General features: G+C 67.6%; 26 protein-coding genes. 20 read left to right on the plus strand and 6 right to left on the minus strand.

The window, feature by feature from the left end; all coding sequences use genetic code 11:
• The first annotated feature begins 3 nt into the window (after positions 1-3).
• From MYL53_RS12825 to MYL53_RS12835, 3 genes are all read left to right on the plus strand, one after another.
• Complete coding sequence (locus tag MYL53_RS12825) at positions 4-414, plus strand: DUF4168 domain-containing protein (RefSeq protein ID WP_247854337.1); 411 nt, start codon at positions 4-6, stop codon at positions 412-414.
• 162 nt (positions 415-576) lie between these two features.
• Positions 577-2487 carry a DUF294 nucleotidyltransferase-like domain-containing protein gene (locus MYL53_RS12830; RefSeq protein WP_247854338.1) on the plus strand — a complete coding sequence of 637 codons (1911 nt, stop codon included), beginning with the start codon at positions 577-579 and terminating at the stop codon, positions 2485-2487.
• 13 nt (positions 2488-2500) lie between these two features.
• The gene (locus tag MYL53_RS12835) at positions 2501-3217 is read left to right on the plus strand and encodes a 3'-5' exonuclease (RefSeq protein WP_247854339.1); all 717 of its coding nucleotides are present in this window, start codon (positions 2501-2503) and stop codon (positions 3215-3217) included.
• Positions 3218-3342: 125 nt separating this feature from the next.
• On the opposite strand, the gene cobO is transcribed toward MYL53_RS12835, so the two are convergent.
• Positions 3343-3942 carry a cob(I)yrinic acid a,c-diamide adenosyltransferase gene (gene cobO / locus MYL53_RS12840; RefSeq protein WP_247854340.1) on the minus strand — a complete coding sequence of 200 codons (600 nt, stop codon included), beginning with the start codon at positions 3940-3942 and terminating at the stop codon, positions 3343-3345.
• Positions 3943-4137: 195 nt separating this feature from the next.
• On the opposite strand from cobO, the gene MYL53_RS12845 reads away from it, so the two are divergent.
• The 4 genes from MYL53_RS12845 (at position 4138) to pepN (ending at position 8409) form a co-directional block, all read left to right on the plus strand.
• On the plus strand, positions 4138-4623 hold the full coding sequence (locus MYL53_RS12845) for a GNAT family N-acetyltransferase (protein WP_247854341.1): 486 nt from the start codon (positions 4138-4140) through the stop codon (positions 4621-4623).
• Positions 4624-4680: 57 nt separating this feature from the next.
• Positions 4681-5166: a YajQ family cyclic di-GMP-binding protein gene (locus MYL53_RS12850; RefSeq protein ID WP_247854342.1), complete on the plus strand. Its 486-nt coding sequence runs from the start codon at positions 4681-4683 to the stop codon at positions 5164-5166.
• 119 nt (positions 5167-5285) lie between these two features.
• Positions 5286-5663, plus strand: coding sequence for a YbaN family protein (locus tag MYL53_RS12855; protein ID WP_247854343.1), 378 nt, complete (start codon positions 5286-5288; stop codon positions 5661-5663).
• Positions 5664-5775: 112 nt separating this feature from the next.
• Positions 5776-8409 carry an aminopeptidase N gene (gene pepN, locus MYL53_RS12860; protein ID WP_247854344.1) on the plus strand — a complete coding sequence of 878 codons (2634 nt, stop codon included), beginning with the start codon at positions 5776-5778 and terminating at the stop codon, positions 8407-8409.
• Between the two features lie 245 nt (positions 8410-8654).
• Here pepN and MYL53_RS12865 read toward each other — a convergent pair whose 3' ends face one another.
• Positions 8655-8942 (minus strand): hypothetical protein, encoded by a 288-nt coding sequence (locus tag MYL53_RS12865; RefSeq protein ID WP_247854345.1) that lies wholly within the window; start codon positions 8940-8942, stop codon positions 8655-8657.
• Positions 8943-9030: 88 nt separating this feature from the next.
• Entirely contained in the window at positions 9031-10629 is a 1599-nt protein-coding gene (locus tag MYL53_RS12870; protein ID WP_247854346.1) for a cation:proton antiporter family protein, read from the minus strand.
• 116 nt (positions 10630-10745) lie between these two features.
• Between MYL53_RS12870 and yegS the strand changes: the two genes are divergently transcribed.
• The 3 genes from yegS to MYL53_RS12885 all read left to right on the plus strand — a co-directional run bounded on the left by yegS (position 10746) and on the right by MYL53_RS12885 (position 13020).
• On the plus strand, positions 10746-11711 hold the full coding sequence (yegS, locus tag MYL53_RS12875; RefSeq protein ID WP_247854347.1) for a lipid kinase YegS: 966 nt from the start codon (positions 10746-10748) through the stop codon (positions 11709-11711).
• A gap of 28 nt (positions 11712-11739) precedes the next feature.
• Positions 11740-12168 carry a VOC family protein gene (locus tag MYL53_RS12880; RefSeq protein ID WP_247854348.1) on the plus strand — a complete coding sequence of 143 codons (429 nt, stop codon included), beginning with the start codon at positions 11740-11742 and terminating at the stop codon, positions 12166-12168.
• A 66-nt stretch (positions 12169-12234) separates the two neighbouring features.
• Positions 12235-13020 carry a hypothetical protein gene (locus MYL53_RS12885; protein ID WP_247854349.1) on the plus strand — a complete coding sequence of 262 codons (786 nt, stop codon included), beginning with the start codon at positions 12235-12237 and terminating at the stop codon, positions 13018-13020.
• Between the two features lie 92 nt (positions 13021-13112).
• Here MYL53_RS12885 and MYL53_RS12890 read toward each other — a convergent pair whose 3' ends face one another.
• Positions 13113-13319, minus strand: coding sequence for a cold-shock protein (locus MYL53_RS12890; protein WP_016853765.1), 207 nt, complete (start codon positions 13317-13319; stop codon positions 13113-13115).
• A 294-nt stretch (positions 13320-13613) separates the two neighbouring features.
• Between MYL53_RS12890 and MYL53_RS12895 the strand changes: the two genes are divergently transcribed.
• Together MYL53_RS12895 and MYL53_RS12900 are read left to right on the plus strand one after the other, a co-directional pair.
• The gene (locus MYL53_RS12895) at positions 13614-14039 is read left to right on the plus strand and encodes an NINE protein (RefSeq protein ID WP_247854350.1); all 426 of its coding nucleotides are present in this window, start codon (positions 13614-13616) and stop codon (positions 14037-14039) included.
• A gap of 10 nt (positions 14040-14049) precedes the next feature.
• Positions 14050-14694: a LysE family translocator gene (locus MYL53_RS12900; RefSeq protein WP_425591758.1), complete on the plus strand. Its 645-nt coding sequence runs from the start codon at positions 14050-14052 to the stop codon at positions 14692-14694.
• Positions 14695-14855: 161 nt separating this feature from the next.
• On the opposite strand, the gene MYL53_RS12905 is transcribed toward MYL53_RS12900, so the two are convergent.
• Complete coding sequence (locus tag MYL53_RS12905) at positions 14856-16808, minus strand: transglycosylase SLT domain-containing protein (RefSeq protein WP_247854352.1); 1953 nt, start codon at positions 16806-16808, stop codon at positions 14856-14858.
• A 154-nt stretch (positions 16809-16962) separates the two neighbouring features.
• Here MYL53_RS12905 and MYL53_RS12910 point away from each other — a divergent pair, with 154 nt between their 5' ends.
• The 7 genes from MYL53_RS12910 to MYL53_RS12940 all read left to right on the plus strand — a co-directional run bounded on the left by MYL53_RS12910 (position 16963) and on the right by MYL53_RS12940 (position 24675).
• A complete protein-coding gene (locus MYL53_RS12910; protein ID WP_247854353.1) occupies positions 16963-17280 on the plus strand; it encodes a YkvA family protein in 318 nt (105 codons plus the stop codon).
• 87 nt (positions 17281-17367) lie between these two features.
• Positions 17368-19272 (plus strand): molecular chaperone HtpG, encoded by a 1905-nt coding sequence (gene htpG / locus MYL53_RS12915; RefSeq protein WP_247854354.1) that lies wholly within the window; start codon positions 17368-17370, stop codon positions 19270-19272.
• 337 nt (positions 19273-19609) lie between these two features.
• Entirely contained in the window at positions 19610-21181 is a 1572-nt protein-coding gene (locus tag MYL53_RS12920) for a Re/Si-specific NAD(P)(+) transhydrogenase subunit alpha (RefSeq protein ID WP_247854355.1), read from the plus strand.
• Positions 21182-21197: 16 nt separating this feature from the next.
• Positions 21198-22640, plus strand: a complete 1443-nt coding sequence (locus tag MYL53_RS12925) for an NAD(P)(+) transhydrogenase (Re/Si-specific) subunit beta (RefSeq protein WP_247854356.1) — start codon at positions 21198-21200, stop codon at positions 22638-22640.
• A 106-nt stretch (positions 22641-22746) separates the two neighbouring features.
• A complete protein-coding gene (locus tag MYL53_RS12930; protein ID WP_247854357.1) occupies positions 22747-23859 on the plus strand; it encodes an NAD(P)H-dependent glycerol-3-phosphate dehydrogenase in 1113 nt (370 codons plus the stop codon).
• Positions 23852-24334, plus strand: coding sequence for a phosphohistidine phosphatase SixA (gene sixA / locus MYL53_RS12935; RefSeq protein WP_247854358.1), 483 nt, complete (start codon positions 23852-23854; stop codon positions 24332-24334). The genes MYL53_RS12930 and sixA overlap by 8 nt, the downstream gene beginning before the upstream one ends.
• 20 nt (positions 24335-24354) lie before the next feature.
• Complete coding sequence (locus tag MYL53_RS12940) at positions 24355-24675, plus strand: antibiotic biosynthesis monooxygenase family protein (RefSeq protein WP_247854359.1); 321 nt, start codon at positions 24355-24357, stop codon at positions 24673-24675.
• A gap of 79 nt (positions 24676-24754) precedes the next feature.
• On the opposite strand, the gene MYL53_RS12945 is transcribed toward MYL53_RS12940, so the two are convergent.
• On the minus strand, positions 24755-25714 hold the full coding sequence (locus tag MYL53_RS12945; protein WP_247854360.1) for an AEC family transporter: 960 nt from the start codon (positions 25712-25714) through the stop codon (positions 24755-24757).
• A 194-nt stretch (positions 25715-25908) separates the two neighbouring features.
• Between MYL53_RS12945 and kdgD the strand changes: the two genes are divergently transcribed.
• On the plus strand, positions 25909-26826 hold the full coding sequence (kdgD, locus tag MYL53_RS12950) for a 5-dehydro-4-deoxyglucarate dehydratase (protein ID WP_247854361.1): 918 nt from the start codon (positions 25909-25911) through the stop codon (positions 26824-26826).
• Positions 26827-26865 lie beyond the last annotated feature (39 nt).

A 26865-nucleotide genomic window follows, 5' to 3' on the forward strand; every position in this document is an offset into this window, starting at 1 on the left:
TCTATGCAACGAATCACCGCCCTGTTCTCCGCCGCCCTGCTCAGCGCCGGCCTGATGAGTTCCATGGCCTATGCCCAGGACGACGCCGCTGGCGCCGCGACCCAGCAGGCCCCGGCCGAGGCACAGGCGCCGGCCCAGGACTTCTCCGACGCCCAGCTGCAGAAGTTTGCCGATGCCTCCGAGCAGATCGCGATGATTTCTCAGGATTACACCCAGCAGCTGCAGAACGCCGAGGGCGATGAGGCCAAGCAGCAGGTGCGCCAGGAGGCCAACGACAAGATGGTCGACGCGGTGAAGAACAGCGGCCTCGAGGTAGAGACCTTCAACGCCATCGGCAAGGCGATCCAGCAGGATCCCGAGCTGATGCAGCGCGTCCAGGGCATGGCGCAGGGCAACGGCGAATCCGCTTCCTAATCCTGTCATCCCGCTAGATCCCTGTGCGATGAAAGGCCACCCCACGGGGTGGCCTTTCTGCGTTCGGGAGCGGCGTTCCTTTCCGTGACGGCAACGCTTTACACCGCCCCTGGCCCCTTTCAGACTTGAGGCATCTCTCAACCACCGAGCGGGCACCTGGCCATGGATGTGGAACTGCTGGAAATCCGTCAGCATCTGGGGCGCTTCCCGCCCTTCGAGACGCTCTCCGACGAGCTGCTGGACGAGGTGGCGAGCCAGGTCGAGGTGGCCTACTTCAAGGCCGACACCGATATCCTGACCCTCGACCAGGAGCTCCACGAGCTGTGCTATATCCGCAGCGGCGCCGTGGAGGTCTATCGACGCGGCGGCGAACTCTACAACCGCCGGGGGGAGGGCGAGATCTTCGGCCAGTTCAGCCTGCTGCGGAACAACCGGGTCCGCTATCCGGTGCGGACCATGGAAGACTCGCTGATCTACTTCATTCCCGAGTCGGTCTTCCATCACCTGTGCGAGGTCGACGACGACTTCGCCGACTTCGTCGAGCTTTCTCGCCCGCGGCTCGAGAGCGTGGTCGAGGAGCAGAAGAAGAACAACGACATGATGATCACCCGGGTGCGCAAGCTGGTCACGCGCTATCCGCTGATGGTCGAGGCCTCGACCAGCGTCCAGGAGGCCGCCAGCCAGATCACCGATTTCCAGGCCTCGGCGGTGCTGGTGCTGGATACGCCCACCGAGGACGACAATCCGCGCTACTCCTTCGTCGACAGCGAGGAGCGATCCTGGCAGCTGCGCGGCATTCTCACCGACAGCGACTTTCGCACCCGGGTGGTGGCGGAGGGGCTGTCGCCGGACACGCCGGTCGGCGACGTCGTGGCCGGGAACGTCATCGCGATCCAGTCCGACGAGTCGGTGCAGGAGGCGATGCTGATCATGCTGCGCCACAACATCCATCACCTGCCGGTCATGTATCGCCGCCGACCGGTGGGCATCGTGCACCTGTCGGACATCATCCGCTACGAGACCCAGAGCAGCCTCTATCTGGTCAGCAACATCTATCACCAGCCCAGCGCCGAGGGCCTGGCCCGTCTGGCGCCGGACGTGCGGGCGGCCTTCGTGCGCATGGTCGAGGAGGGCGCCGACTCGCGCATGCTGGGCAGCGCCCTGTCGACCATCGGACGCAGCTTCACCCGCCGCCTGCTGGAGCTGGGCGAGGAGCGCCTGGGGCCGCCGCCGGTGCCCTACTGCTTCATGGCGCTGGGCTCCATGGCGCGCAACGAGCAGTCGATCTCCACCGACCAGGACAACGCCCTGGTGCTGTCAGACGACTTCGACCCCGAGCAGCACGATGCCTACTTCCTCGCGCTGGCCCAGTTCGTCAGCGACGGCCTGGATGCCTGCGGCTACCCCTACTGCAAGGGCGACATCATGGCTACCAACAAGAGCTGGCGGCAGCCGTTGTCGGTGTGGAAACGCTACTTCAGCGAGTGGATCGCCGACCCGAGCCCGGAGCGGCTGCTGCACAGCTCGATCTTCTTCGATCTCGACGCCGTTTACGGGGAGCACGTGCTGGTGGAGCAGCTCCAGGACCTGGTGGCCCAGCAGGCCGCACGGCATCCGCGCTTCCTGGCGGCGATGGCGCGCAATGCCCTCAACCGCACACCGCCGCTGGGCTTCTTCCGCACCTTCGTGATGGAGAAGGACGGCAAGCACAACAACTCGATCAACCTGAAGCGCCGCGGTACCGCGCCGATGGTCGACCTGATCCGGGTGCACGCCCTAGCCTGCGGCTCCAGCGCCCAGAACAGCTTCGACCGCCTCGACGACATCGACCGCACCCAGCTGCTGGCGCCCGGGGTCAGCGACCGGCTGCGCTATGCCCTGGAGTTCCTGTCGATGTCGCGTATCCACCACCAGGTGATCGACATCCAGCACGACCAGACGCCGGACAACAACATCGAGCCGGAGAACGTCTCGAGCAGCGAGCGTCATCACCTCAAGGATGCCTTCCAGGCGCTGAGTCACGCCCAGAAGTTCCTCAAGTTCCGCTACCCGATGCCCGCCCGGGGCAAGTGAGCGAGGTGCAGGGATGCTGATGCGACGCAGGACCCAGATTCCCGACTGGACGAGCTACCTGGCGAGCCGCGCCGAGCTGGCCCGAGACGCGCGCCTGGCGCGCTTCTTCGCCGCGGGCGCCCCGGCCCCGGAAACGCCGATCGGCGAGGCCCCGCTGGTGGCGCTGGACATGGAGACCACCGGCCTCGATGCCCGACGCAACTCCATCGTCAGCATCGGGCTGGTGCCCTTCACCCTAGGGCGCGTCTTGCCGGGCCGGAGCCGCTACTGGATCGTGCGACCGCGGCGCACGCTCAGCGCCGAGTCGGTGACCTTCCATCACATTACCCATGCCGATATCGCCGAGGCCCCGGAGCTGGACGACATCCTGGGCGAGCTGCTCGAGGCCCTGGCCGGGCGACTGGCGGTGGTGCACTACCGGCATATCGAGCGCCCCTTCCTCGACGTGGCGGTCAAGGCGCGGCTGGGGGAGGGCGTGGTCTACCCGATGATCGACACCATGTCGCTCGAGGCGCGTATCCACCGCCAGTCGATGGTGGCGCGCTTCAAGCGCTGGATCGGACATCCGCCGGCGTCGATTCGGCTGTTCGACAGCCGCGCGCGCTATGGCCTGCCGCCGTACCAGGGGCACCACGCCCTGACGGATGCGCTGGCCACTGCGGAGCTGCTGCAGGCGCAGATCGCCCATCATTACAGCCCCGAGACGCCGGTGGGGACGCTCTGGAGCTGATGCTGGACCCGCAGGAACGCGTCTTCTCGTCGAGTGCCGGGGGGGGGGAAGCGGCGCGAGGGGGTTTTTTGGACCAGGGATGGGTTCATCGCGCCCTCGCGACGTCGGCATGGCACCTGCCCCGGCTAGTAATCGATGCCGCGCCGCGCCTCCAGGCCTGCATTGAAGGCGTGGCGCACCTCCGCCATCTCGGTGATGGTGTCGGCCATCTCGCGTAGCTCGCGGTGGGCGTTGCGTCCGGTGACGATCACCGTCTGCTCGACGGGGCGATTTTCCAGCGCCTGCCTGACTGTGGTGATGTCCAGATAGCCGAACTTGAGCATGTAGGTGATCTCGTCGAGCACCACCAAGTAGACCTCGGGGTCGGCGAGCATCTTCTCGGCGTCGGCCCACACCGTGCGGCAGGCTTCGGTGTCGCTCTCGCGGTTCTGGGTTTCCCAGGTGAAGCCGGTGGCCATGATCGCCACCTCCAGGTGGGGGTCGTCCTCGAGCCGGTTGCGCTCGCCGCACTCCCACTGGCCCTTGATGAACTGCACCACGCCGACCTTGTAGCCGTAGCCCAGCGCGCGGGTCACGGTCCCCCAGGCGGCGGTGGTCTTGCCCTTGCCGTTGCCGGTGAACACCAGCAGCTGGCCGCGCCGTTCATCGGCCGCGGCGACCTTTTCGTCGACGCGGGACTTGAGGGTCTGCATGGCCTTGCGGTGGCGGTCGTCACGCTCGCTCATCTCGGCTCCTGTGCGTATCGAGGTGGGGAGGGAAGCCTACCCCAGGCGGCGGGTGGCGTCAGCCGCTGGTGCGCCCCGCTTGAGCCGACTATGTCGAGGTGTGGTCGCAGACTGAAAAGATTTCATCGCTGATGCCAAAGACAGCATCCTCCATGGCGCTCAGAATCCTCGAGTAGTGCTTCTGGAAGCCCCGTCATGTCCGCGATCCTTCGCCCCGCGACCGCCGCCGATCTCGCCGCGCTGCATGCCCTGGAGCAGCTGGCCTTCAGCGGTGACCGCTTCACCCGTCGCCAGCTCTGGCACCTGCTCAACCGCGCCCATGCCCTGACGCTGTTGGCCGAGGACGGCACGGGCCGGCTGCTCGGCTACGGTACCCTGCTGTTTCGCCAGGGCAGCGACCGGGCGCGGCTCTACTCGTTCTGCGTGCATCCCGAGGCGCGCGGCGTCGGCCTCGGTCGTCGCATGCTCGAATGGCTGGAGGCCGAGGCCTGGGAGCGGGGCGGCGACTGGCTGGTGCTCGAGGTGCGCGTCGACAATCACGCCGCGCTGGCGCTCTACCGGGGCACGGGCTTCGCGCCGAGCGAATGGATGGCCGACTACTACGAGGACGGTTGTGCCGCCTGGCGCATGAGCAAGGCGTTGACGCCGCTAATCGCCGGCGCCGAGGCCCGGGCCGGCTAGATGTGGGCGGCCCCTGGCGCTTAGAATGGCGCCATCGTCCATCATCGGGAATTCACCATGCCCTCCTTCGATATCGTCTCCGAGTTCGACAAGCACGAGGCGAGCAACGCCGTCGACCAGGCCAACCGCGAGCTGCAGAGCCGCTTCGACTTCAAGGGCGTGACCGCTTCCTTCGCGCTCGAGGGCGAGACCGTCAGCCTCGAGGCCGAGGTCGACTTTCAGCTGCGTCAGATGCTCGACATGCTGCGCAACAAGCTGATCGGACGCGGCATCGATCCGCGTTGCCTGGAGGTCGACGAGCCCGAGCTCTCCGGCGTGCGTGCCCGCCAGACCGTGCGCCTCAAGCAGGGGCTCGAGCAGAAGGAGGCCAAGGACATCGTCAAGCGCATCAAGGACACCAAGCTCAAGGTCCAGGCCCAGATCCAGGGCGAGAAGGTGCGCGTCACCGGCAAGAAGCGCGACGACCTGCAGCAGGTCATGGCCCTGCTCAAGGGCGAGGACGGTCCCGACCTGGCGCTGCAGTTCGACAACTTCCGCGACTGAGCCCGCCGTTCGCCGCCATCGCCCGGCGCTGTTGTCCTCATTGGCGATGGCGATTGGCAGCGGAGAGCGGCTTGGGCTTCAATATGCCCAAGCCCTGACGCCAAAGGAGTGAGCGCTCGATGTCACCTGCGCGCCGCATCGTTTACCTGACCATTGCCGGGACCAGCTTCGCCCTGGGCGTGATCGGCGCCTTCCTGCCGCTGATGCCCACCACCTGCTTCATGTTGGTGGCGGTGTGGGCGGCCTCCAAGGGCTCGCCGCGCTTCGCCGGCTGGATTCGCTCGCACCCGCGCTTCGGGGCCACCATCGTGGCCTGGGAATCCGAGCGGGCCATTCCCCGCCATGCCAAGTGGACCGCCGGCGTCATGCTGCTGATCTCGATGGTGATCCTGGCCTTCGTCATCGGCTTGCTGTGGCTGAAGCTGGCGCTGATCCTTGGCCTGGCCGCGCTCACCGGCTGGATCCTGACGCGCCCGGAGCCGGTCGCCGATTCCTGACGCGTCCGACGAGCCGCGTCGCCGTCGAACGCATCGAGGTTGATGGTGCACTTTGAGGTCGAGGCTGGGAGCGCCGTACAATGGTTGGCAATCTTCACAGGAGCCAGCCTCGATGTCCGAACCCCAGCCGATCTATCTGAGCGATTATCGTCCTCCCGCCTACCGCGTCACCCACACCGAGCTGACCTTCGATCTGGACCCCGCGGCCACCCGCGTCAAGGCGCGCCTGCACCTGGAACGTCATCCCCAGCGCGAGGCCGGCGAGCCGCTGGAACTGGACGGCGAGCAGCTCTCGCTCAAGACCATCGCCATCGATGGCCAGCCGCTGGGCGACGACGAATACACCCTGACCGAGCAGGGCCTGCGCATCGAGCGCGCACCGGCGCGCTTCCTGCTGGACACCGAGGTGGAAATCGCCCCCGAGGCCAACACCGCCCTGGAGGGGCTCTACCAGTCCGGCGGCATGTTCTGCACCCAGTGCGAGGCCGAGGGCTTCCGGCGCATCACCTTCTATCCCGATCGCCCCGACGTCATGGCGACCTTCTCCACCACCGTGATCGGCCGCGCCGACCGCGAGCCGGTGCTGCTGTCCAATGGCAACCCGGTGGAGCGCGGCGAGCTGCCGAACGGCCGCCACTTCGTCACCTGGGAAGATCCGCATCCCAAGCCCTGCTACCTGTTCGCGCTGGTGGCCGGCGACCTAGAGAAGGTCGAGGACCGCTTCACCACCATGAGCGGCCGCGAGGTGACGCTGCAGATCTGGGTCGAGCAAGAGAACCTCGGCAAGACCGACCACGCCATGGCTTCGCTCAAGCGCGCCATGCGCTGGGACGAGGAGACCTACGGCCGCGAGTACGATCTCGACCTGTTCATGATCGTGGCGGTCAACGACTTCAACATGGGCGCCATGGAGAACAAGGGGCTCAACATCTTCAACTCGGCGGCGGTGCTGACCCATCCCGACACCGCCACCGATGCCGCCTTCCAACGCGTCGAGGGCATCGTCGCCCACGAGTACTTCCACAACTGGTCCGGCAACCGCGTCACCTGCCGCGACTGGTTCCAGCTGTCGCTGAAGGAGGGCTTCACCGTCTTCCGCGACCAGACCTTCAGCGCCGACATCAACTCCGCCCCGGTCAAACGCATCGAGGAAGTGTCCTTCTTCCGTACCGCCCAGTTCGCCGAGGACGCCGGCCCCACCGCGCACCCCGTGCGGCCTGACCACTACATCGAGATCGGCAACTTCTACACCCTGACCATCTATGAGAAGGGCGCCGAGATCGTGCGCATGCTGCGTAACCTGGTGGGCTGGGAGGCCTTCCGCCGCGGCAGCGACCTGTACTTCTCGCGCTTCGACGGCCAGGCGGTGACCATCGAGGACTTCGTGGCCTGCATGGCCGAGGCCTCCGGCCAGGATCTCGACCAGTTCATGCGCTGGTACTCCCAGGCCGGCACCCCGGAGATCGACGCCCACGGCGAGTACGACTACGCCAACGGCGCCTATCGCCTGCTGCTGCGTCAGCGCACCCCGGCCACGCCGGGCCAGCCCGACAAGCAGCCGCTGCACATTCCCATGCGCCTGGGTCTGGTCGGCACCAAGAGCGGCCGCGACCTGCCGCTGACCCTGGACGGCGAGTCGCTCGGTACCGACGGCGTGATCCATCTGAGCGAGGAAGAGCAGGAGTTCCTGTTCACCGACGTGGAGGAGGCGCCGGTACCGTCGCTGGCGCGCGGCTTCTCGGCCCCGGCCAAGCTGCACTTCCCCTATTCCCGCGAGGACCTGGCCTTCCTGCAGACCCACGACAGCGACGGCTTCAACCGCTGGGACGCCGGCCAGCGCCTGTCTCTGCTGGCCCTGGACGACCTGATCGCCGCCCACCGCAATGGCGTCGAGAAGGTGATGGATCCGCGAGTGGTGGAAGCCTTCCGCGCGCTGCTGAACGGCGAGACCGACGACAAGGCGGTGCTGGCCGAGATGCTGACGCTGCCCTCCGAGGCCTACATCGCCGAGCAGCAACCGCTGGTCGACGTGGATGCCATCCATGCCGCCCGCCAGTTCGTGAAGCAGTCTCTGGCCACGGCCCTGCGCGATGACTTCCGTCGCGTCTACGAGGAGAACGTCAGCGACGCGCCCTACGCGCCGGAGCCCGAACAGATCGCCGCGCGCAGCCTCAAGAACGTGGCGCTGTCATACCTGGTCAGCATCGAGGACGAGGAGGGCCTCGAGCTGGCACGTCGCCAGTTCGAGGCCGGCCACAACATGACCGACGTGCGTGCCGCCCTGACGCTGCTGGTGCACTCCAGCCGCGACGAGCTGGCCGATCCGGCACTGCGTGCCTTCGGCGAGAAGTGGGCTCATGACCCGCTGGTCATGGACCAGTGGTTCGGCATCCAGGTCACCCGTCCGCAGGCCGACGCCCTGGACCGGGTCAAGTTCCTGATGGATCACCCGGCCTTCTCGCTGACCAACCCCAACAAGGTGCGTGCGCTGATCGGCGCCTTCGCCGGCCAGAACCGGGTCAACTTCCACCGCCTCGACGGTGAGGGCTACAAGCTGCTGGCCGACGTGGTCATCGAGCTCAACCGCCTGAACCCCGAGATCGCTTCGCGGCTGGTGACCCCTCTGACTCGCTGGCAGCGCTTCGACGAGGCCCGTCAGGCACTGATGAAGGGCGAGCTCGAGCGCATTCGCGAAGAAAAACTCTCGCCGAACGTGTATGAGGTGATCGAGAAGGCGCTGGCCTGATTGACGCGGCCACGGCCAGACGAAAGACGCCGCCCGGAAGGGCGGCGTCTTTGTTTAATCAGCAAGAACTGAACTGGGCGTGTAGGCTGTGCGTCGTGAGCGAGGATAGGTGGGGGCGCCTAGCCTGGTCACCGCCGGAGCGGAGCTACCGGAGTGTAGCCTGCTACATGAGGATAGCGACGGTCCGACGCTTCGGCACCGCCGGTGGCCAAGATATCGAGCGCAGCAGCTCAGCCACCGCCCAGCTAGCTGATCAGCCAGCTCAGCACGCTCACCCCCAGCAGCACCCAGATCAGGGTGGCGACCACGGCTCGCCGTCGCAGGGCGGCGAAGGCCTTCCACAGCAGCCACAGGCCGAGCACCAGCACCAGCAGACTGAGCAGGTTGGCGGGGATGCCGAGCGCCCCGGCGACGCCGCCAATCAGGCTGCCGGCGGCGTCGTCCAGGCCGTTCAGGCCGGCGCTGAGCGCATCGACGATGAAGCGGATGACGTGGCCGATGAACTGGCCGATGGCGGTGAAGAAGTCGTTCATGCGCGGGCAATCTCGGGAAAAGGGGCGTCGGGGCGCGGCGCCATGGTAGCACGCCCGCCGGGACGGGCGCGGCAATTCGGGCGGTGCTCTAGCCCAGCAGGCTGGTGCGCGAGGCCAGCCCGGCTTCCTCGGCGGCGCTGTCGGCCAGTGCGCGGCCGGCCTCGTCGTAGACGTGGAAGACGGCGCTGGCGCCGAGCTCGCGGATCGGCTCGATCTCCTCGGGGTATTCCACCACCGCGGTGATGCGCCCGGGAAAGTGGCGCGAACGCAGCTGCCGCAGGGCGGCCAGGTTACCGGCGTGGTGCGGCATGGCCAGCACCACCAGGCGCACCTCGGACGACATCAGCAACTTGTCCCAGAACTCCGAGTCCACGGCGTCGCCCTCGACGACGTTGAAGCCCATGGCGGTGAGGCGTTCGATGCTCTTGGGATTGCTGTCGATGCCCAGCACCTGCAGGCCGTATTCCTTCTGCAGCCGCCGGTAGACGCCCTTGCCGATGCGGCCCATGCCCAGCACCACCGCCTCGGCGTCGCCGACCTCGATGGGGCGGTCGCTGGGCGTCAGGTCATGCTCGTCGATCTCGGGCAGGCGCGGCTCCAGCCAGCGATAGAAGCGTTCGCCGACGCCGTTGACCACCGCCGAGGCGGCGAAGCTCAGCGCCACCGCCAGCGACAGCACCACCAGGAAGCTCTCCGGCAGCCAGCCCTTGGCGGTGGCGATGGCGCCGACGATCAGCCCGAACTCCGAGTAGTTGGTCAGGCTCAGGGCGGTCAGCACCGAGGTGCGGTGGCGCATGCGGAAGCGCATGAACACCAGCTGATAAAGCAGGCCCTTGAGCGGCAGCGCCAGCACCAGCAGCAGGGCGGCGCCGAGCAGCGCCCAGCTGGGCATGGCCGTCAGTCCCAGGCTGAGGAAGAAGCCCACCAGCAGCAGCTCCTTGAGGCTGAACATCGAACGCGCCAGGGCCTGGGCGGCGGGGTGGGGCGCCAGCAGCAGGCCGATGACCAGGGCGCCTAGATCGCCTTTGAGCCCCACCGCCGAGAACAGCGCATAGCCCAGCACCAGCGCCAGCAGCATGCCGAACAGCATCTGCATCTCGCCGTGGCCGAGGCGGTCGAGCAGCGCACGCAACGCCGGGGCCAGCGGGATCAGCAGCAGCAGCCCCAGCGCCCAGGGGCTCGGCAGGCTGCCGTTGGAGGCGGTGAGGAAGACGACGGCGAAGATGTCCTGCATGATCAGCACGCCGATGGCCAGGCGGCCGTAGGCGGTTTGGCTCTCGCTGCGCTTCTCCAGCACCTTGACCACGAACACCGTGCTGGAGAACGACAGCGCGAAGCCCAGCAGGGCCAGGGTCGGCCAGCCGGCCTCGGCCAGCAGCGGCAGGCCGAGTCCCTTCAGCAGCCCGAGCAGCGCCACCATGGCCAGGCTGGAGATCAGCATGTGTAGCGTGGCGCCGCCCCAGACGTCGCGCCGCAGCAGGGTGCGCACGTCGAGCTTGAGGCCGATGCTGAACAGCAGCAGGGTGACGCCGACATTGGCCACCAGCTCGAGCAACGGGGTGGAGGAAAACCCCAGTGCGTTGAGCACGAACCCGCCGGCCAGGAAGCCCACCAGGGGCGGCAGGCGCAGGCACATGGCGGCGAGGCCGCCGAGGAAGGCTGCCAGGAGGTAGGCCGGTGCGATCATGACAACTCCCTGTGTCGTGAGGGTCGAAGGGTACCGAGAGAAGACAGATAGTGTAAGGACGTCATAGAGTGAATGGGATTCATCCATCGAGCATGCCGGCCGCGCGTGAAATGGCCATGACGAGGATCAAGGAGAAGGAACGTGAGACCATGGTAACGCTGATCCTAAACGGCAAGTCGGCGCAGCTGCCGGCGGTCCGCCAGGCGGTCAATGCCTGTCGGGAGGCCGGTGCCGAGCTCGAGGTGAAGGTCACCTGGGAGGCGGGCGACGCCGCCCGCATGGCCGAACAGGCGGGGCGCGACGGCGTCGGGCGGGTCATCGTCGGCGGCGGCGACGGCTCGATCAACGAGGCGGTCAACGGCCTGATGCGGCTGCCGGCCGAGCGGCGTCCGGGGCTCGGCCTGCTGCCGCTGGGCAGCGCCAACGACCTGGCCAGCGCCCTGGGGCTGGCCCTGGAGCCTTTGGCCGCGCTGAAGGCGGCGCTGTCGCTGCCGCTGCATGCGGTGGACGTGCCTCGGCTCGATGACCAGTACTTCCTCAACATGGCCACCGGCGGCTTCGGCGCCGAGATCACCTCCTCGACGCCCAAGAGCCTGAAGCGGCTGCTGGGCGGCGGCGCCTACTCGCTGATCGGCGCGCTGAAGGCCTGGCAGTATCGGCCCTATCCAGCGCGGCTGTGCTGGGCGGAAGGTCAGCGCGAGGCGTCGCTGTTCGTGCTGGCGCTGGGCAACGGCACCCGCTCCGGCGGCGGCCAGCATCTGACCCCGGAGGCGCGCATCGACGATGGCCTGCTGGACGTGCTGATCCTGCGTGACTTCGCCTCGCTGCGCGACATGGCGGCGATGCGCCGCGAGCTGCAGCGCCGGCCGCGGGAGGGCACCTTCGTCGAGGCCTTCCGTACCGCCTGGCTCAGCGTCGAGGCCCATGGTGACCTGCCGCTGACCCTCGACGGCGAGCCCTGCCATCGCCGCGCCTTCCGGGTCGAGGTCACGCCGGGCGCGCTGTCGCTGGCGCTGCCGGACGACTGCCCGCTGCTGTCGGCGCCGGTGACTGGCCAGCCGGCGACGGCCGCGGCATCATGAAACCCTTCTGGCTCACGGAGGTGCATCCATGTTGACTCCCTTTCATCTTGCCATGCCGGTGCGCGACCTGGACGAGGCACGGCGCTTCTACGGCGAACTGCTGGGCTGCCCCGAGGGGCGCAGCAGCGAGACCTGGATCGACTTCAACCTCTACGGCCACCAGTTCGTCTGCCATCTCGACCCTTCTCTCGGCGAGTCGCCGCGAGAGACCCATCGCAATCCGGTGGACGGCCACGGCGTGCCGGTGCCGCACTTCGGCGTGGTGCTGGAGATGGACGACTGGGAGGCGCTGGTCGACCGGCTCACCGCCGCCGGCGTCCGCTTCGAGATCGAGCCCTACGTGCGCTTCGCCGGCGAGCCGGGGGAGCAGGCCACGATGTTCTTCCGCGATCCCAGCGGCAATGCCATCGAGTTCAAGGCCTTCCGCGATATCGACGGCCAGCTGTTCGCGCGCTGACGCGCCTTGCGGCGCCGGGTCCCCTTTGGTGCAATGACACGACACCCATTTATGAGAAGGAAGGCCATGATCCCCTGGAAACCGCTCGTCCTGGCGGTCACGCTCGCCCTGGCAGGCTGTGGCAACGACGAGGGCGAACCGAGCGGCGAGACCGCGCCCGCCGGCGACACGACGAGCGCGGCGCCCGTTGCTGATGAGGGGAACGCCTCTCAGGCCGCCGCCACGGCGGAACCGAGCCAGAGCGACCAAGCCGAGGCGGCGTCCGGCGCCGATGCGTCCGTCGAGGCAGACATGCCTGCCGGGGACGCGTCGGCCACGCCGGATGCCGCGGCCGAGGAGGCCGCGCCGGCCGGCGTGCCCGAGACTGCCGACGCCGTGCCCTCGGGCGAGATGGCGCCACCCTCCGAGCAGGAAACCGATGCCGAGGTCGAGCAGATCCTGCAGGACACCGAGCGTCGCTTCGAGGAGGCCAAGCAGAACATCGACAGCCAGTACGAGGAAGTGTCGCGGCAGGCACCCGACGAGGTGTCATCAGGCGAAGCGTCGCCCGGCGAGACGTTGCCCGGCGAGACGTCGCTGCCGGAGACGGACGCGACGGAGGCGAGCCCGCTGGACGATGCCCTCGGGACCGAGCCGATGTCGACCGACGGCCTCGCGCCGAGCTCCGACCCCGAGGTCGAGGCGATTCTGCAGGAGACGGAGCGCCGCTTCGAGGAGGCCAGCCGCAAGATCGACGAGCAGTTCGAGCAGGCCGAGCAGGGCGTGCCCAGCGAGATCCGTGAATCGACTCGTGTGCCGCAGGAGGAGGGTGCAGTCGCCGATGGCGAGACCTCCGGCAGCGACTCGCCCTGATCGGGGCCACGAAAAAGGCCCGCCGTAAGGCGGGCCTTCTTCTTATCGACCCGCCGGCGATACCGACGGGTCGATCGTCGTGTCGGTCGAGATTACTCGGCGACGCGAACGTTGGAGGCCTGAAGGCCTTTCTTTCCCTGAGTCACTTCGAAGGAGACCTTCTGGCCGTCCTGCAGGGACTTGAAGCCTTCAGCCTGGATTTCGGAGAAGTGGACGAACAGGTCATCGCCGCCGTCTTCCGGAGAGATGAAGCCGTAGCCCTTGGTGTCGTTGAACCACTTGACAGTGCCAGTTGCCATTGTCGATTTCCTTAACTAGCTAATATATGATGCTGGGCCGTGTTGGCCGCCAGTGCGGCACGAGCCCGTCTTGCGTGGGCAGACAAAGAAGAAGTGCGCACCGGGTGCATCGAAAGGAATCGAAGTACAACTGACGACTTTCTACTTGCTAACCTACGCAGCGGATAGTGCATCAGCACCAGGGTTGCGTCAACATCGTGGCGCAGTGAAACTGGTGCCTCCGCCCGCTAGGTCAATGTAGCCACTCCCTTCTCCGGCGTCCAGCGACCTCAAGGGCATCGACGAGACTTTTCCATGGAACACACACGTATCGCGTCCCAGGATACCCACAGCAAGGTGATCGGCTATCTGCTGTGGCTGTTCGGCTTCCTCGGCGCGCACCGCTTCTACTACGGCAAGCCGGTCACCGGCACGATCTGGTTCTTCACCTTCGGACTGCTGGGCATCGGCTGGCTGATCGATCTGTTCCTGATCCCGTCCATGGATCGCCAGGCCGATCTGCGCTTCCAGGCCGGGCCGACCAACTACACCCTGGCCTGGCTGCTGCTCACCTTCCTCGGCGTCTTCGGCGTGCACCGACTCTATCTCGGCAAGTGGATCACCGGCCTGATCTACCTGTGCACCTTCGGACTGTTCGGACTGGGCGTGCTCTACGATTTCTGGACGCTCAACGACCAGATATCGATGCGCCACGCCAAGCGCGGCGTGTTCGGCGGCTGAGGGCGGCATGATGTGGTTCGACGCGCAATTCTGGCCCTTTCTGGTGGCCATCACCCTGCTCAGCATCACGCCGGGGGTAGACACCCTGCTGGTGATCCGCAACACCGCCCGAGGCGGCCTGCGGGACGGCGTGCTGACCAGCCTGGCCATCTGCGCCGGGCTGTTCGTGCATGCCACCGTCTCGGCGCTGGGCATCTCGCTGATCCTGCTGCAGTCGGCCTGGGCCTTCGGCGTGCTCAAGCTGGCCGGCGCCGCCTACCTGATCTGGCTGGGCATCGCCAGCCTGGGCGCGGCGCGGCGCGGTCAGGGGCTGCCGGTCGGAGCGGTCGACGGCGAGCGGCGGCGAGTATCGGCCTGGCGGCCGCTGCGCGAAGGGCTACTGTCCAACGTGCTCAACCCCAAGACGGTGGTCTTCTACATGGCCTTCCTGCCGCAGTTCATCGCCCCCGGCGATCCGGCCCTGGCCAAGTCGCTGTGGCTCGCCGGCGTGCACTTCGTGATCGCCAACGTGTGGCAGATCGCCGTGGTACTGCTGGTCGGCCGCGCCGGCCGCTGGCTGGCGAGCCCGGCGCTGTCGCGCTGGCTCAACGGCCTCACCGGTGGCGTGCTGGTGGCCTTCGGCGCCAAGCTGGCGCTGACCAGGGCGCCGGCGTAAGTGAGGAGTGAGAGGTAAGGAGTGAGAGGTAAGGAGTGAGAGGTAAGGAGAAGGCGGAAGCCTTGCCTTTGTTCCTAACACCTCACCCCCTGTTCACCTCGCGCCTCGCGCCTCGCACCTCGCCCCTCACACCTCGCCCCTCACACCTCGCCCCTCACCATCTACCTCCTGGCCAGCAGCGAGCCGTTGTACTCGCCGCTGCGCTCCGCCTCGGTCAGCAGCGACACGCCGCGGGCGTCGCCGCCGTTGGCCAGGCTCTCGAAGATCACCCGGTAGGCCAGCACTGCCTGCACGTAGTGGCGCGTCTCGCGGAACGGGATCGACTCGACGAACAGGTCGAACTGCTGGGGCGCGTCGCGGAGCCAGCGGTCGACCCGACGCGGGCCGGCGTTGTAGGCCGCCGTGGCGGCCAGGCGGTTGCCGCGATAGCGTTCCAGCATCTCGCCGATATAGGCGCTGCCCAGGCGGATATTGGTCGAGGGCTCGAGCAGCCCGAAGCGGCCCGGGTCCGCGATGCCGAGCTGGCGGCTGACCTGGGTGGCGGTGCCCGGCATCAGCTGCATCAGGCCTCGGGCGCCGACCGGCGACAGGGCGTCGGGGTTATAGGCGCTCTCGCGGCGAGCGATGCCCATCAGCAGGTAGGGGTCGACGTCGTTGACGCGGCCCCAGCGCAGGAAATCGTCGCGGTAGGCTTCGGGGAAGCGCCATTCGAGGGCGTCCCACAGCCGGGCGGCGATGGTGGTCTGTACCAGCCGGGCGGGCCAGCCGCGGCGCGCCGCGTAGTCGGCCATGGCCATGGCCTGCTGGGGCATGGCGCGGGCGGCGGCGGCGTACCACTCGCTGCTGGCCAGTCCCGGCTCGTCGATGCGCAGCAGCGCCTCGGCGCGGCGTACCGCCGGCAGGCGGCCGATCTCGCGGCGACGGGCCTCGTCGACCGAGGTGTCGGCCTGGTTCAGGGCGTAGGGCTGGCCGAGGTGATCGGCGGCGGCGAAGCCGTAGAAGCTGCGCTGATCGGCGGCGCGGGCGTAGGCCGCTTTCGCGCCCGCGGCGTCGCCGAGCTGTTCCTTGGCGCGCGCCTGCCAGTACTGCCAGCGGGCCTCGCTGGCCTCTTCCGCGGGCAGGCGGCCGGCCCAGTCCAGCACGCCGGCCCAGTCGCGATCGGCCAGGGCGACCCGGATGCGCAGCACGGTGAGGTCGGTGTCGTCGAGGCGCGGCAGCACGCCGTCGACCCAGCCGCGGTTGGGCGCGACGTCGCGCACCAGCGAGTAGAAGGCCAGGTCGTGTTCGATGGCGTGGCGATGGGCGTCGTCGATGGCCAACCGCGACGACAGCTGCTGCCAGGCTGCCAGCGCCGCCTCGGTGTCGGCGCGGGTGTAGTCATGCATGGCGGCGGCGAACAGCGCGCCGCTGCCGCGACAGCCCGGGCCGATGCAGCTCGGCACTCGGGTGATCGCCGAGATGTCGTCGTCGATACGTTCCAGGGCGGCGCGGGCGCCGCGCCAGTCGTCGCCCAGCTGGCGGCCGAGGTAGCTCACCATGCCGCTTTCGCCGGCCTGCCAGGCCAGGGTGAGACGCTCCCAGACCTGCTCGGGGCCGATCTCGCCGCGCTCGCGCAGGGCGTTGAACAGCGGGTCGCAGGCGTCGGGCTGGGAGTGCCCGACCCGCCACAGTTCACGGCCGCCCTCGGCGGCCGCCGCCGGGTCGCTGCCGAGCAGGGCGGTATAGTAGTAACACTGGCGCTCGGTGCCGCGGGGCTTGCCGTCGGCCACCGCCAGCAGCGCCTGGTAGCGGCCGGCCTCGCCGTAGGCCGAGATGGCCTGGCCACGCATCCAGCCGGCCAGCGGCGAGTCGGCGTTGGCGTCGATGAAGGCCTGCACGTCGTGCACGGTGGCGCCAGGCAGCCGCGCCTTGAGGCGGTGGTAGTCGACGTAGCCGGCCAGCACGTGATCGGCGATGGCGGCCCGGTCGATGTCCTGCCAATCCTTGGCCCGCGCCGCCTGGAGGGCGTCGCGCATGGCACCATCGGTGGACTGGGTCTGGCCGACCGATGGCAGACACAGCAGCGCGGCGGTCAGCATAAGCTTCCAGGGCATGCGGAATGGGGTGCTGGGCATCGTGTCGCCTCTCGCAGGTGTACGGTGAGCGGGCCCTCATGGTCGCCCATGGCGCGGCGCTTGAGTAGTGTCTCCCGGGGCCGACGGCTGGCATTGTGCCGGAACACTCCTCATTCTTTAGCGATGAATCCGCGACTCGGCAAGGAGAACGCCCATGGCCCGCCCCGATGGTTCCCCGCCGCTCACGCGCCTCAAGCGCCGCGCCGGCGTCTTCCTGCGCATGCGCCGCGCCCTGCGCTGGTTCCCGCCGATGCTGGCCGACGTGGCGCGCGGCCGCTATCGCCCGGTGCCCTGGCCGGCGCTGGGCTGGATGCTGGCCGCCCTGGTCTATCTGATCTCGCCGCTGGATCTGATTCCGGACATGCTGCTGGCGGTGGGGCTGGTCGATGACGCCATGATCGTCGGCTGGCTGCTGACCCGGGTCGACCGGGCGCTTACGGACTATCGCACCTGGCGCGAGACAGACGGTTGAAAAACCAACGCCGGTCCCCATATCGACGGTATCCAAGCAACGGGTGGCCTCGCCACCGCCGAACCGTCGACAAGGGGTCCGCAAGAGATGACCACTGCTACTCGTGAAGAGACTCTCGGCTTCCAGACCGAGGTCAAGCAACTGCTGCACCTGATGATCCACTCCCTGTACTCCAACAGGGAGATCTTCCTGCGCGAGCTGATCTCCAACGCCGCCGACGCCTGCGACAAGCTGCGCTACGCCGCGCTGGACAACGATGCCCTGTACGAAGGCGACAGCGAGCTGCGCATCGAGATCGAGCACGATGCCGAGGCCGGCACCGTGACCGTGCGCGACAACGGCATCGGCATGAATCGCGACGAGGTGATCGAGAACCTCGGCACCATCGCCCGCAGTGGCACTGCCGAGTTCCTCAAGCAGCTCTCCGGCGAGCAGCAGAAGGACGCGCGCCTGATCGGCCAGTTCGGCGTCGGCTTCTATTCCGGCTTCATCGTCGCCGACGAGGTCACGGTGCGCACCCGCAAGGCGGGCACCGATCAGGGCGAAGGCGTCGAATGGCACTCCCGCGGCGAGGGCGAATTCAGCGTCGCCGACATCGAGCGCGAGGTGCACGGCACCGAGATCGTGCTGCACCTCAAGGAAGACGCCGGCGAGTTCGCCGACGACTTCCGCCTGCAGAACCTGGTGCGCAAGTACTCCGACCACATCGAAGTGCCGGTGCGCATGCCCAAGGTCGAGGCCGCCCGCGACGAGGACGGCAACGAGATCGAGGGCAGCGAGACCGTCAGCTGGGAGACCGTCAACGAGGCCACCGCGCTGTGGGTGCGCCCCAAGAGCGAGCTCACCGACGACGAGTACAAGGCCTTCTACAAGCACGTGGCCCACGACTTCAGCGATCCGCTGACCTGGAGCCACAACAAGGTCGAGGGCAAGCTCGAGTACACCAGCCTGCTCTACGTGCCGGGCCGCGCCCCGTTCGACCTCTACGAGCGTGACGGCGCACGGGGCGTGAAGCTCTACGTGCAGCGCGTCTTCATCATGGACGACGCCGAGCAGTTCCTGCCGCTCTACCTGCGCTTCGTGAAGGGCGTGCTGGACACTCGCGATCTGTCGCTCAACGTCTCCCGCGAGCTGCTGCAGCAGGACCCGCAGGTCGAGAAGATCAAGAGCGCGCTGACCAAGCGTTCCCTCGACATGCTCAAGAAGCTGGCCAAGGACCCCGAGGCCTACCAGACCTTCTGGAACACCTTCGGTAGCGTGCTCAAGGAAGGCCCGGCGGAGGATCACGCCAACCGCGAGAAGATCGCCGGCCTGCTGCGCTTCTCCAGCACCCACACCGACAGCGCCACCCAGGACCAGTCGCTGGCCGACTACCTCGGGCGCATGAAGGAAGGGCAGGAGAAGATCTACTACATCGTCGCCGACGGCTTCAACGCGACCAAGAACAGCCCGCATCTGGAGATCTTCCGCAAGAAGGGCATCGAGGTCCTGCTGCTTCACGATCGCATCGACGAGTGGCTGATGAGCCACCTCACCGAGTTCGAGGGCAAGAAGTTCGTCGACGTCGCCAAGGGCGACCTGGATCTCGGCGAAGTCGAGGACGAGGAAGAGAAGAAGGCTCAGGAAGAGACCGCCAAGGCCAAGGAAGACCTGATCAAGCGCGTCAAGGAAGCGCTCGGTGACGAGGTCCAGGAGGTCAAGGTGACCCATCGTCTGACCGATTCCCCGGCCTGCGTGGTGCTGCCGGAACACGAGATGGGCTACCAGATGCGCCGCATCATGGAAGCCGCCGGCCAGCCGCTGCCCGAGGTCAAGCCGATCCTCGAGCTCAACCCCGAGCATGCCCTGGTGGCGCGCCTCGAGAGCGTCGAGGGCGACGGCTTTGCCGACCTGTCGCGGATCCTGCTCGACCAGGCGATCATCGCCGAGGGCGGCCATCTCGACGACCCGGCGGCCTACGTCAAGCGTCTGAACGCCCTGCTGAGCGCCTGATAGCGGCGCCCCGAGCGCCGGTGCCGCCCGACGGCATCCAGCACGCGCCGACCACCCTGAGGTGGTCGGCGCGTTTTTTTTCTGCCTGCCGACCGGCATGGCTTGCCGCCTGCTTGCCCTCCGGCGCCTGGTCGCCCTCGCGGCAAGGCGTGCCGTCGTACCGCGCCCCATTGCTTGACCTTGACGTTCACGTCATATCAAACGTGCATTTTTTCAAGGACATATCGTTTCCGACAGCGACGCTGTCATGGCCGTCATGCGGGTTGAGATTCCCCGCGAGCTAGGCAAGACTGCTGTGTTTTGAAAGTTTCCATAACGCCAAAACGGGAGATCCAACGTGAAGATTGGTGCACCCAAGGAGCACGCCCCCGGCGAAGCGCGCGTCGCGCTGACGCCGGAGAGTGCCCAACAGATCCAGAAGCTGGGACACGAATGCCTGATCGAGGCCGGCGCCGGTGCGGCCGCCGGGTTCGATGACGACGCCTACCGTTCGGCCGGCGTCACCGTCGTCGACGGCGCCGAGGCGCTGTGGAACGCCGCCGAGGTGGTGGTCAAGGTCCGCGAGCCGGTCGAGGAAGAGGTGGGCTACCTCGAGAAGGGCAAGACCCTGATCTCGTTCTTCTGGCCGGCCCAGAACGAACCGCTGCTGGAGCGCTGCCGCGACACCGGCGCCAACGTCATCGCCATGGACATGGTGCCGCGTATCTCGCGGGCCCAGAAGATGGACGCCCTGTCGTCCACCGCCAACATCGCCGGCTACCGTGCGGTGATCGAGGCCGGTAACCAGTTCGGGCGCTTCTTCACCGGCCAGGTGACCGCCGCGGGCAAGGTGCCGCCGGCCAAGGTGCTGATCGTCGGCGCCGGCGTCGCTGGGCTCGCCGCCATCGGCACCGCGACCAGCCTCGGCGCCGTGGTGCGCGCCTTCGACGTGCGCCCCGAAGTGGCCGAGCAGATCGAGTCCATGGGCGCCGAGTTCCTGTTCCTCGACTTCGAGGACAGCCAGGACGGCTCGGGCAGCGGCGGGTATGCGGCGCCCTCGAGCCCCGAGTTCCGCGAGAAGCAGCTGGCGCTGTTCCGCGAGCAGGCTCCCGAGGTCGACATCGTCATCACCACCGCGCTGATCCCCGGCCGTCCGGCACCCAAGCTGTGGCTCGAGGACATGGTCAAGGCCATGAAGCCGGGCTCGGTGATCGTCGACCTGGCCGCCGAGAAGGGCGGCAACTGCGACCTGACCGTGCCGGACCAGCGCGTGGTCACCGACAACGGCGTGATCGTGGTCGGCTACACCGACTTCCCGTCGCGCATGGCGACCCAGGCCTCGCTGCTCTACGCCACCAACATCCGTCACATGCTGACCGACCTGACGCCGGAGAAGGATGGCGTCATCAATCACAACATGGACGACGACGTCATCCGCGGCGCCACCGTGGCCTTCGAAGGCGACATCACCTTCCCGCCGCCCCCGCCCAAGGTGCAGGCGATCGCCGCGGCCAAGCCGAAGCCGAAGGAGCCCGAGCCCACGCCGGAGGAGAAGAAGGCCGCCGAACACGCCGCCTTCGTGTCCCAGACCAAGCGTCAGGCGACGCTGCTGGGCGTCGGCGGTGCGCTGATGCTGCTGCTCGGGCAGGTGGCGCCGGCGTCGTTCATGTCGCACTTCATCGTCTTCGCCCTGGCCTGCTTCGTGGGCTTCCAGGTGATCTGGGGCGTCAGCCACTCGCTGCACACCCCGCTGATGGCCGTGACCAACGCCATCTCCGGCATCATCGTGCTCGGCGCGGTGCTGCAGATCGGCTCCGGCAGCGTCCTGGTGAGCCTGCTTGCCGGCATTTCGGTGCTGATCGCCACCATCAACATCGTGGGGGGCTTCCAGGTCACGCGCCGGATGCTCGCCATGTTCCAGAAATCCTGAGGCCGGAGAACGATCAATGTTGGGACAAGGTTTCGTATCTGCCGCCTCGATCGCGGCAAGCGTACTGTTCATCCTCTCGCTGGGGGGCTTGAGCAACCAGGAGAAGGCCAAGCGTGCCGTCTGGTACGGCATCATCGGCATGGCCGTGGCCGTCTTCTTCACCGGCCTGGGGCCGGGCATCGGCGGCTACTGGTGGATGCTGCCGATGATGATCATCGGCGCCGTCATCGGTGCCTATCTGGCCAAGAAGGTCGAGATGACCGAGATGCCGCAGCTGGTGGCGGCACTGCACAGCTTCGTCGGCCTGGCGGCGGTGTTCGTCGGCTTCAACGCCGACCTGGAGCGTCGTCGCGTGCTGGCCAGCCAGCTGGCCGAGCAGGGCGCCGAGGGCTTCTCGGCCTTCGCCGCCCTGCTGGCGCACAAGACGCCGGCGGAGCTCACCTTCCTGCAGATCGAGGTGGTGCTCGGCGTGTTCATCGGTGCGGTGACCTTCACCGGCTCGGTGATCGCCTTCGGCAAGCTGGCCGGCAAGGTCGACGGCAAGCCGAAGCAGCTGCCCGGCGGCCACCTGCTGAACGCCGGTGCCGCGGCGCTGGCCGTGGTGCTGGCGATGCTCTACTTCAACGGCGCGGGTTTCTGGACCCTGCTGCTCGTCGCGCTGCTGGCCTTCTTCATCGGCTACCACCTGATCATGGGCATCGGCGGCGCCGACATGCCGGTGGTGGTGTCGATGCTGAACAGCTACTCCGGCTGGGCCGCGGCGGCCATCGGCTTCACGCTGTCCAATGACCTGCTGATCGTGGTCGGCGCCCTGGTGGGCTCCTCCGGTGCGATTCTCTCCTACATCATGTGCAAGGCGATGAACCGCAACTTCGTCAACGTGATCCTGGGCGGCTTCGGCGGCAGCAAGGGCCCGGCGGCGGAGATCGAGGGCGAGCAGGTCGCCATCGACACCGCCGGGGTGGCCAGCGCGCTGAACGACGCCGACAGCGTGGTCATCGTGCCGGGCTACGGCATGGCGGTGGCCCAGGCGCAGAACGCGGTCAGCGAGCTGACCCGCAAGCTGCGCAGCGCCGGCAAGAACGTGCGCTTCGGCATCCACCCGGTCGCCGGCCGCCTGCCGGGGCACATGAACGTGCTGCTGGCCGAGGCCAAGGTGCCCTACGACATCGTGCTCGAGATGGACGAGATCAACGACGATTTCGCCAGCACCGACGTGGTGATCGTCATCGGCTCCAACGACATCGTCAATCCGGCCGCCCAGGAAGACCCGAACAGCCCGATCGCCGGCATGCCGGTGCTGAAGGTCTGGGAAGCCAAGAACGTGTTCGTCTGCAAGCGTGGCCAGGGTACCGGCTACTCCGGCATCGAGAACCCGCTGTTCTTCAAGGAGAACACGCGGATGCTCTACGGCGATGCCCGTTCGAGCATCGACACCCTGGTGCCGCTGATCGACTGATCCGCCGTGCGGGCCGCCGCGGCGGCCCGCCGCCAGGAGTCAAGACGCCCCCTCAGGGGGCGTTTTTCGTTACAATCGCCGGACCATTTCCAGTCTCGGGGCGACCATGTCCGACGATCAACGCCTTGATCGCAGCAATCCTGATGGCCACCGCGATGAGCGCAGTCAGCGGGTGGCGGTGCTCGGTGGCGGCAGCTTCGGCACGGCGCTGGCCAGCATCGCTGCCGACAACGGCTTCGAGGTGCGCCAGTGGCTGCGCGACCCGGCGCTGGTCGAGCAGATCAACCGCGAGCATCGCAACGGCCGCTATCTGCCCGACTACGCCATCAATCCCGCCGTGAAGGCCTCGAACGCCTTCGAGGACGTGCTGCCCGGCGCCGGCCTGGTGCTGGTGGCGATCCCGTCTCAGGCCTTCCGCCAGGTAGTGCGCCAGGCGCTGCCCTGGATGACGCCGTCCCAGATCCTGGTCAGCACCACCAAGGGCATCCAGGAGGACGGCTTCAAGCTGATGAGCCAGATCCTCGAGGAGGAAACCGGCTTCACCCACATCGGCGTGCTCTCCGGCCCCAACCTGGCCACCGAGGTCGCCGAGCGCCAGCTCACCGCCACGGTGATCGCCAGTGACGATCCGCTGACCCGCACCCGGGTGCAGACGGCGCTGGGCTGCGACTACTTCCGCGTCTATGCCAGCAACGACCGCTACGGCGTCGAGCTGGGCGGGGCGCTGAAGAACGTCTACGCCATCGCCGCCGGCATGGCCGCGGCGCTGGGCATGGGCGAGAACACCCGCAGCATGCTGATGACCCGGGCGCTGGCCGAGATGGGGCGCTTCGCCGTGGCCCGGGGCGCCAACCCCATGACCTTCCTCGGTCTGGCCGGCGTCGGCGACCTGATCGTCACCTGCTCGTCGAGCCGCTCGCGCAACTACCGGGTCGGCTTCGCCCTGGGCGAGGGGCGCACCCTCGACGAGGCCGTCGAGGCGCTGGGCCAGGTCGCCGAGGGCGTCAACACCGTGCGCCTGGTGCGCGACAAGGCCCGCGAGGAAGGCGTCTACATGCCGATCGCCGAGGGGCTCTATCAGGTGCTGTTCGAGGGCGTGCCCGCGCGCGAGATGGCGCGGCTGCTGATGCGCGGCGAGCAGAGCAGCGACGTCGAGTTCGTGCTCTCGCGGGAGAACGTGCAGCAGGACCATCGCGACACCGGAGGCGGCCATGACTGAACCGCTGCTGATCATGCGCCACGGCGAGGCCGGGCCGGGTAGCCCCGACCCGCTCCGCGAGCTGACCGCTCGCGGCATCGACGAGGCCGCCCGCATGGGCGCCTGGCTGGCCGGGCGAGAGTATCTCGATGCCGCGCGACTGCGGTTGGTGGCGAGCCCGTATCGACGTGCCCAGCAGACCGCGGCGTGGGTTGGCGAGGCACTCGGCGTGCCGGTGGAGACGCTGTCCTGCATCACCCCGGACGATCCGCCCCAGGCGGTGGTCGACTGGCTGCTCGAGCAGGACGACGACCGCCCGCTGCTGCTGGTCAGCCACATGCCGCTGGTGGGGGCGCTCACGGGGCTGCTGGTCGAGGGGCGCGGCGATCGCGGCCTCGGCTTTCCCACTGCCGCCGTCGCCGAGCTCGACGCCGAGGTTCGGGCGGCCGGCTGCGCGCGGCTGCGTCGTGTCACGTCCCCCGCCGACATAACCTGAGCGAAGAAAGGGCCGCATCCATGAGCTATATCGTCAATAACCGCATCCACGTGAACCCGGGCTTCGAGGACGAATTCGAGGCCCGCTTCCGCGCCCGCGCCGGGGAGATCGACAAGCAGCCGGGATTCGTCGCCATGCGCGTACTGCGCCCCCAGGGCAACCAGGCGCCCTACGTGGTGGAGACCGAGTGGGAGAGCCAGGACGCCTTCCGCGCCTGGGTGGGCAGCGATGACTTCCAGCGTGCCCACGCCAACCCGCTGCCGGCGGAGGCCACTGCCGAGGGCGGAGGCATCGAGCAGTTCGAGGTGGTCGAGGGCACCGTGGCCGGCGCCTATCGCTGATCCGGCGACGCTTGCCATGCCACCACGACGACGGCGCCCCGCGGGGCGCCGTCGTCGTTTCCGGCGTCGGGCAAACGGCCTATATCAGGCCCGCGGCGCGTAGGGTGAAGATTCCCAGCGTCACCGTGATGCTGGCCATCAGCGTGGTCATGGCGATGATGTTGGCGGTCAGGGTCTCGTCGTTGCCCATGGCCTTGGCCATCACGAAGGCGGCCGCGGCGGTGGGGCTGGCGAAGAACAGGAACAGCACGCCCAGCGCCGGGCCAGTGAAGCCCGCCAACACGGCCAGCAGCGTGGCCAAGGCCGGCACCACCACCATCTTGGCCAGGCTGGCGCTGACGGTGGTGCGATAGCCCTTCTTCAGCGCGCGGGTGGAGAGCGTGGCGCCGATGCAGATCAGTGCCAGGGGCAGGGTCAGCGAGGCGAAGTAGTCGCCGGTGGTAGTGAGCCAGGCGGGCAGCGGGATCTCGAATACGGCGAAGGGCGTGGCCGCGATCACCGCGAGGATCAGCGGGTTGGTCACGATGTGGCGCACGATGTTGCCCCAGTCGACGCCCTTGTCGCCTTCCTTTCGGGGCTGGTAGGTGGCCAGCGCGATCACCGACAGCACGTTGTAGCTCAGGATCACCACGCCCAGCAGCAGGCCGCCCAGCGACAGGCCCTCGTCACCGTACATGCCGGCGGCCAGGGCCAGCCCGACGATGCCGCAGTTGCCACGAAACGCGCCCTGGACGTAGACGCCGCGCAGCGGTCGCCGCACGCGCAGTAGCGCCCAGCCCCAGGTGGCGGCGAAGCTCAGCAGGGTGGCGAGAGCGAAGAAGGTCAGCATCCAGGGATCGAGCGTCGCCTCGAGATCGGCGTCGGCCAGGCCGAAGAACAGCATGGCCGGCAGGGTGCCGCGGAAGACCAGCCGGGATGCCGTGTTGACGAAGGCCTGGTCGATCCAATGGAAGCGCTTCAGGCCGATGCCGATGAAGACCATGGCGAACACCGGCAGGGTGATGTTCAGCGTCGAGAGGAAGATGTCGATCAATGACATTGCTGCGTCCAGGGCGGGGAGGGGCGTGCTGCTGCAACTTTGGTCTAAATCTACCATAGCGCCTGTTGTCAGTCAGTCGAGGGGCCGCTAGTTTGTCATTTGTATGATGTATGACATGAGGACGACGCCTTCCTCGTGTCCCTCCCGGCCAGACGAGACGGCCAGACGAGACGGATAGACAAGAGGACGATCAGGTGACCTTTACACGCGAAGATGTCAAACGAGCGATCAGTGACGGGCTGCTTTCCTTCCCGATCACCGATTTCGACGCCGAGGGGCGTTTCGATGCCGAGCGCTATCGGCAGCGTCTCGAGTGGTTCATCAGCCACGAGATCTCGGCGGTATTCGTCGCCGGAGGGACCGGAGAATTCTTCAACCTGTCCCAGGACGAGTTCCGAGAGATCGTGCGCTTGGCGGTGAAGGTCGTCGACGGCAAGCTGCCGGTCATCGCCAGCGCCGGACTGAGCGTGGCCACCGGCAGCGCCCTGGCGAAGATCGCCGAGGAGGAGGGTGCCGACGGCATTCTGCTGATGCCACCCTACCTGACCGAGTGCCCGCAGGACGGTCTGGTGGAGTACGCCCGCCGGATCTGCGACTCAACGTCCATCAGCGTGATCTACTACAACCGCGGCAACGGCGTGATGGGGCCGGCTTCCGTGCAACGCCTGGCCGATGCCTGCCCCAACCTGATCGGTCTCAAGGACGGCAAGGGCGACATGCAGGCCCTTAACCGGATCATCAAGACCGTCGGCGAGCGCCTGGCCTACGTCGGCGGCGTGCCCACCGCCGAGATCATGGCCGAGGCCTACCTGGCCGTCGGCGTCAACACCTACTCCAGCGCGGTGTTCAACTTCGTGCCGGACATGGCGGTCACCTTCTACAAGGCACTGCGCGCCGGCGATACCGATACCGTACGCCGCATCTCCCGCGAGTTCTTCGTGCCCTTCGTCGACCTGCGCGACCACAAGGCCGGCTATGCCGTCAGCCTGATCAAGGCCGGCGCCGAGATCATCGGGCGTCCCGCCGGTAGCGTTCGCGCGCCGCTGGAGATGCCCAATGCCGAGGAGAAGGCACAGCTGGAAGCCTTGGTCGAAGCCGCCAAGCGCTACTGAGCCTCTCCCTTTCACCCACACCCAACAACGACAGCCAAG

This window comes from Halomonas getboli (assembly GCF_023094245.1).
Taxonomy (GTDB): Bacteria; Pseudomonadota; Gammaproteobacteria; order Pseudomonadales; family Halomonadaceae; genus Halomonas; species Halomonas getboli.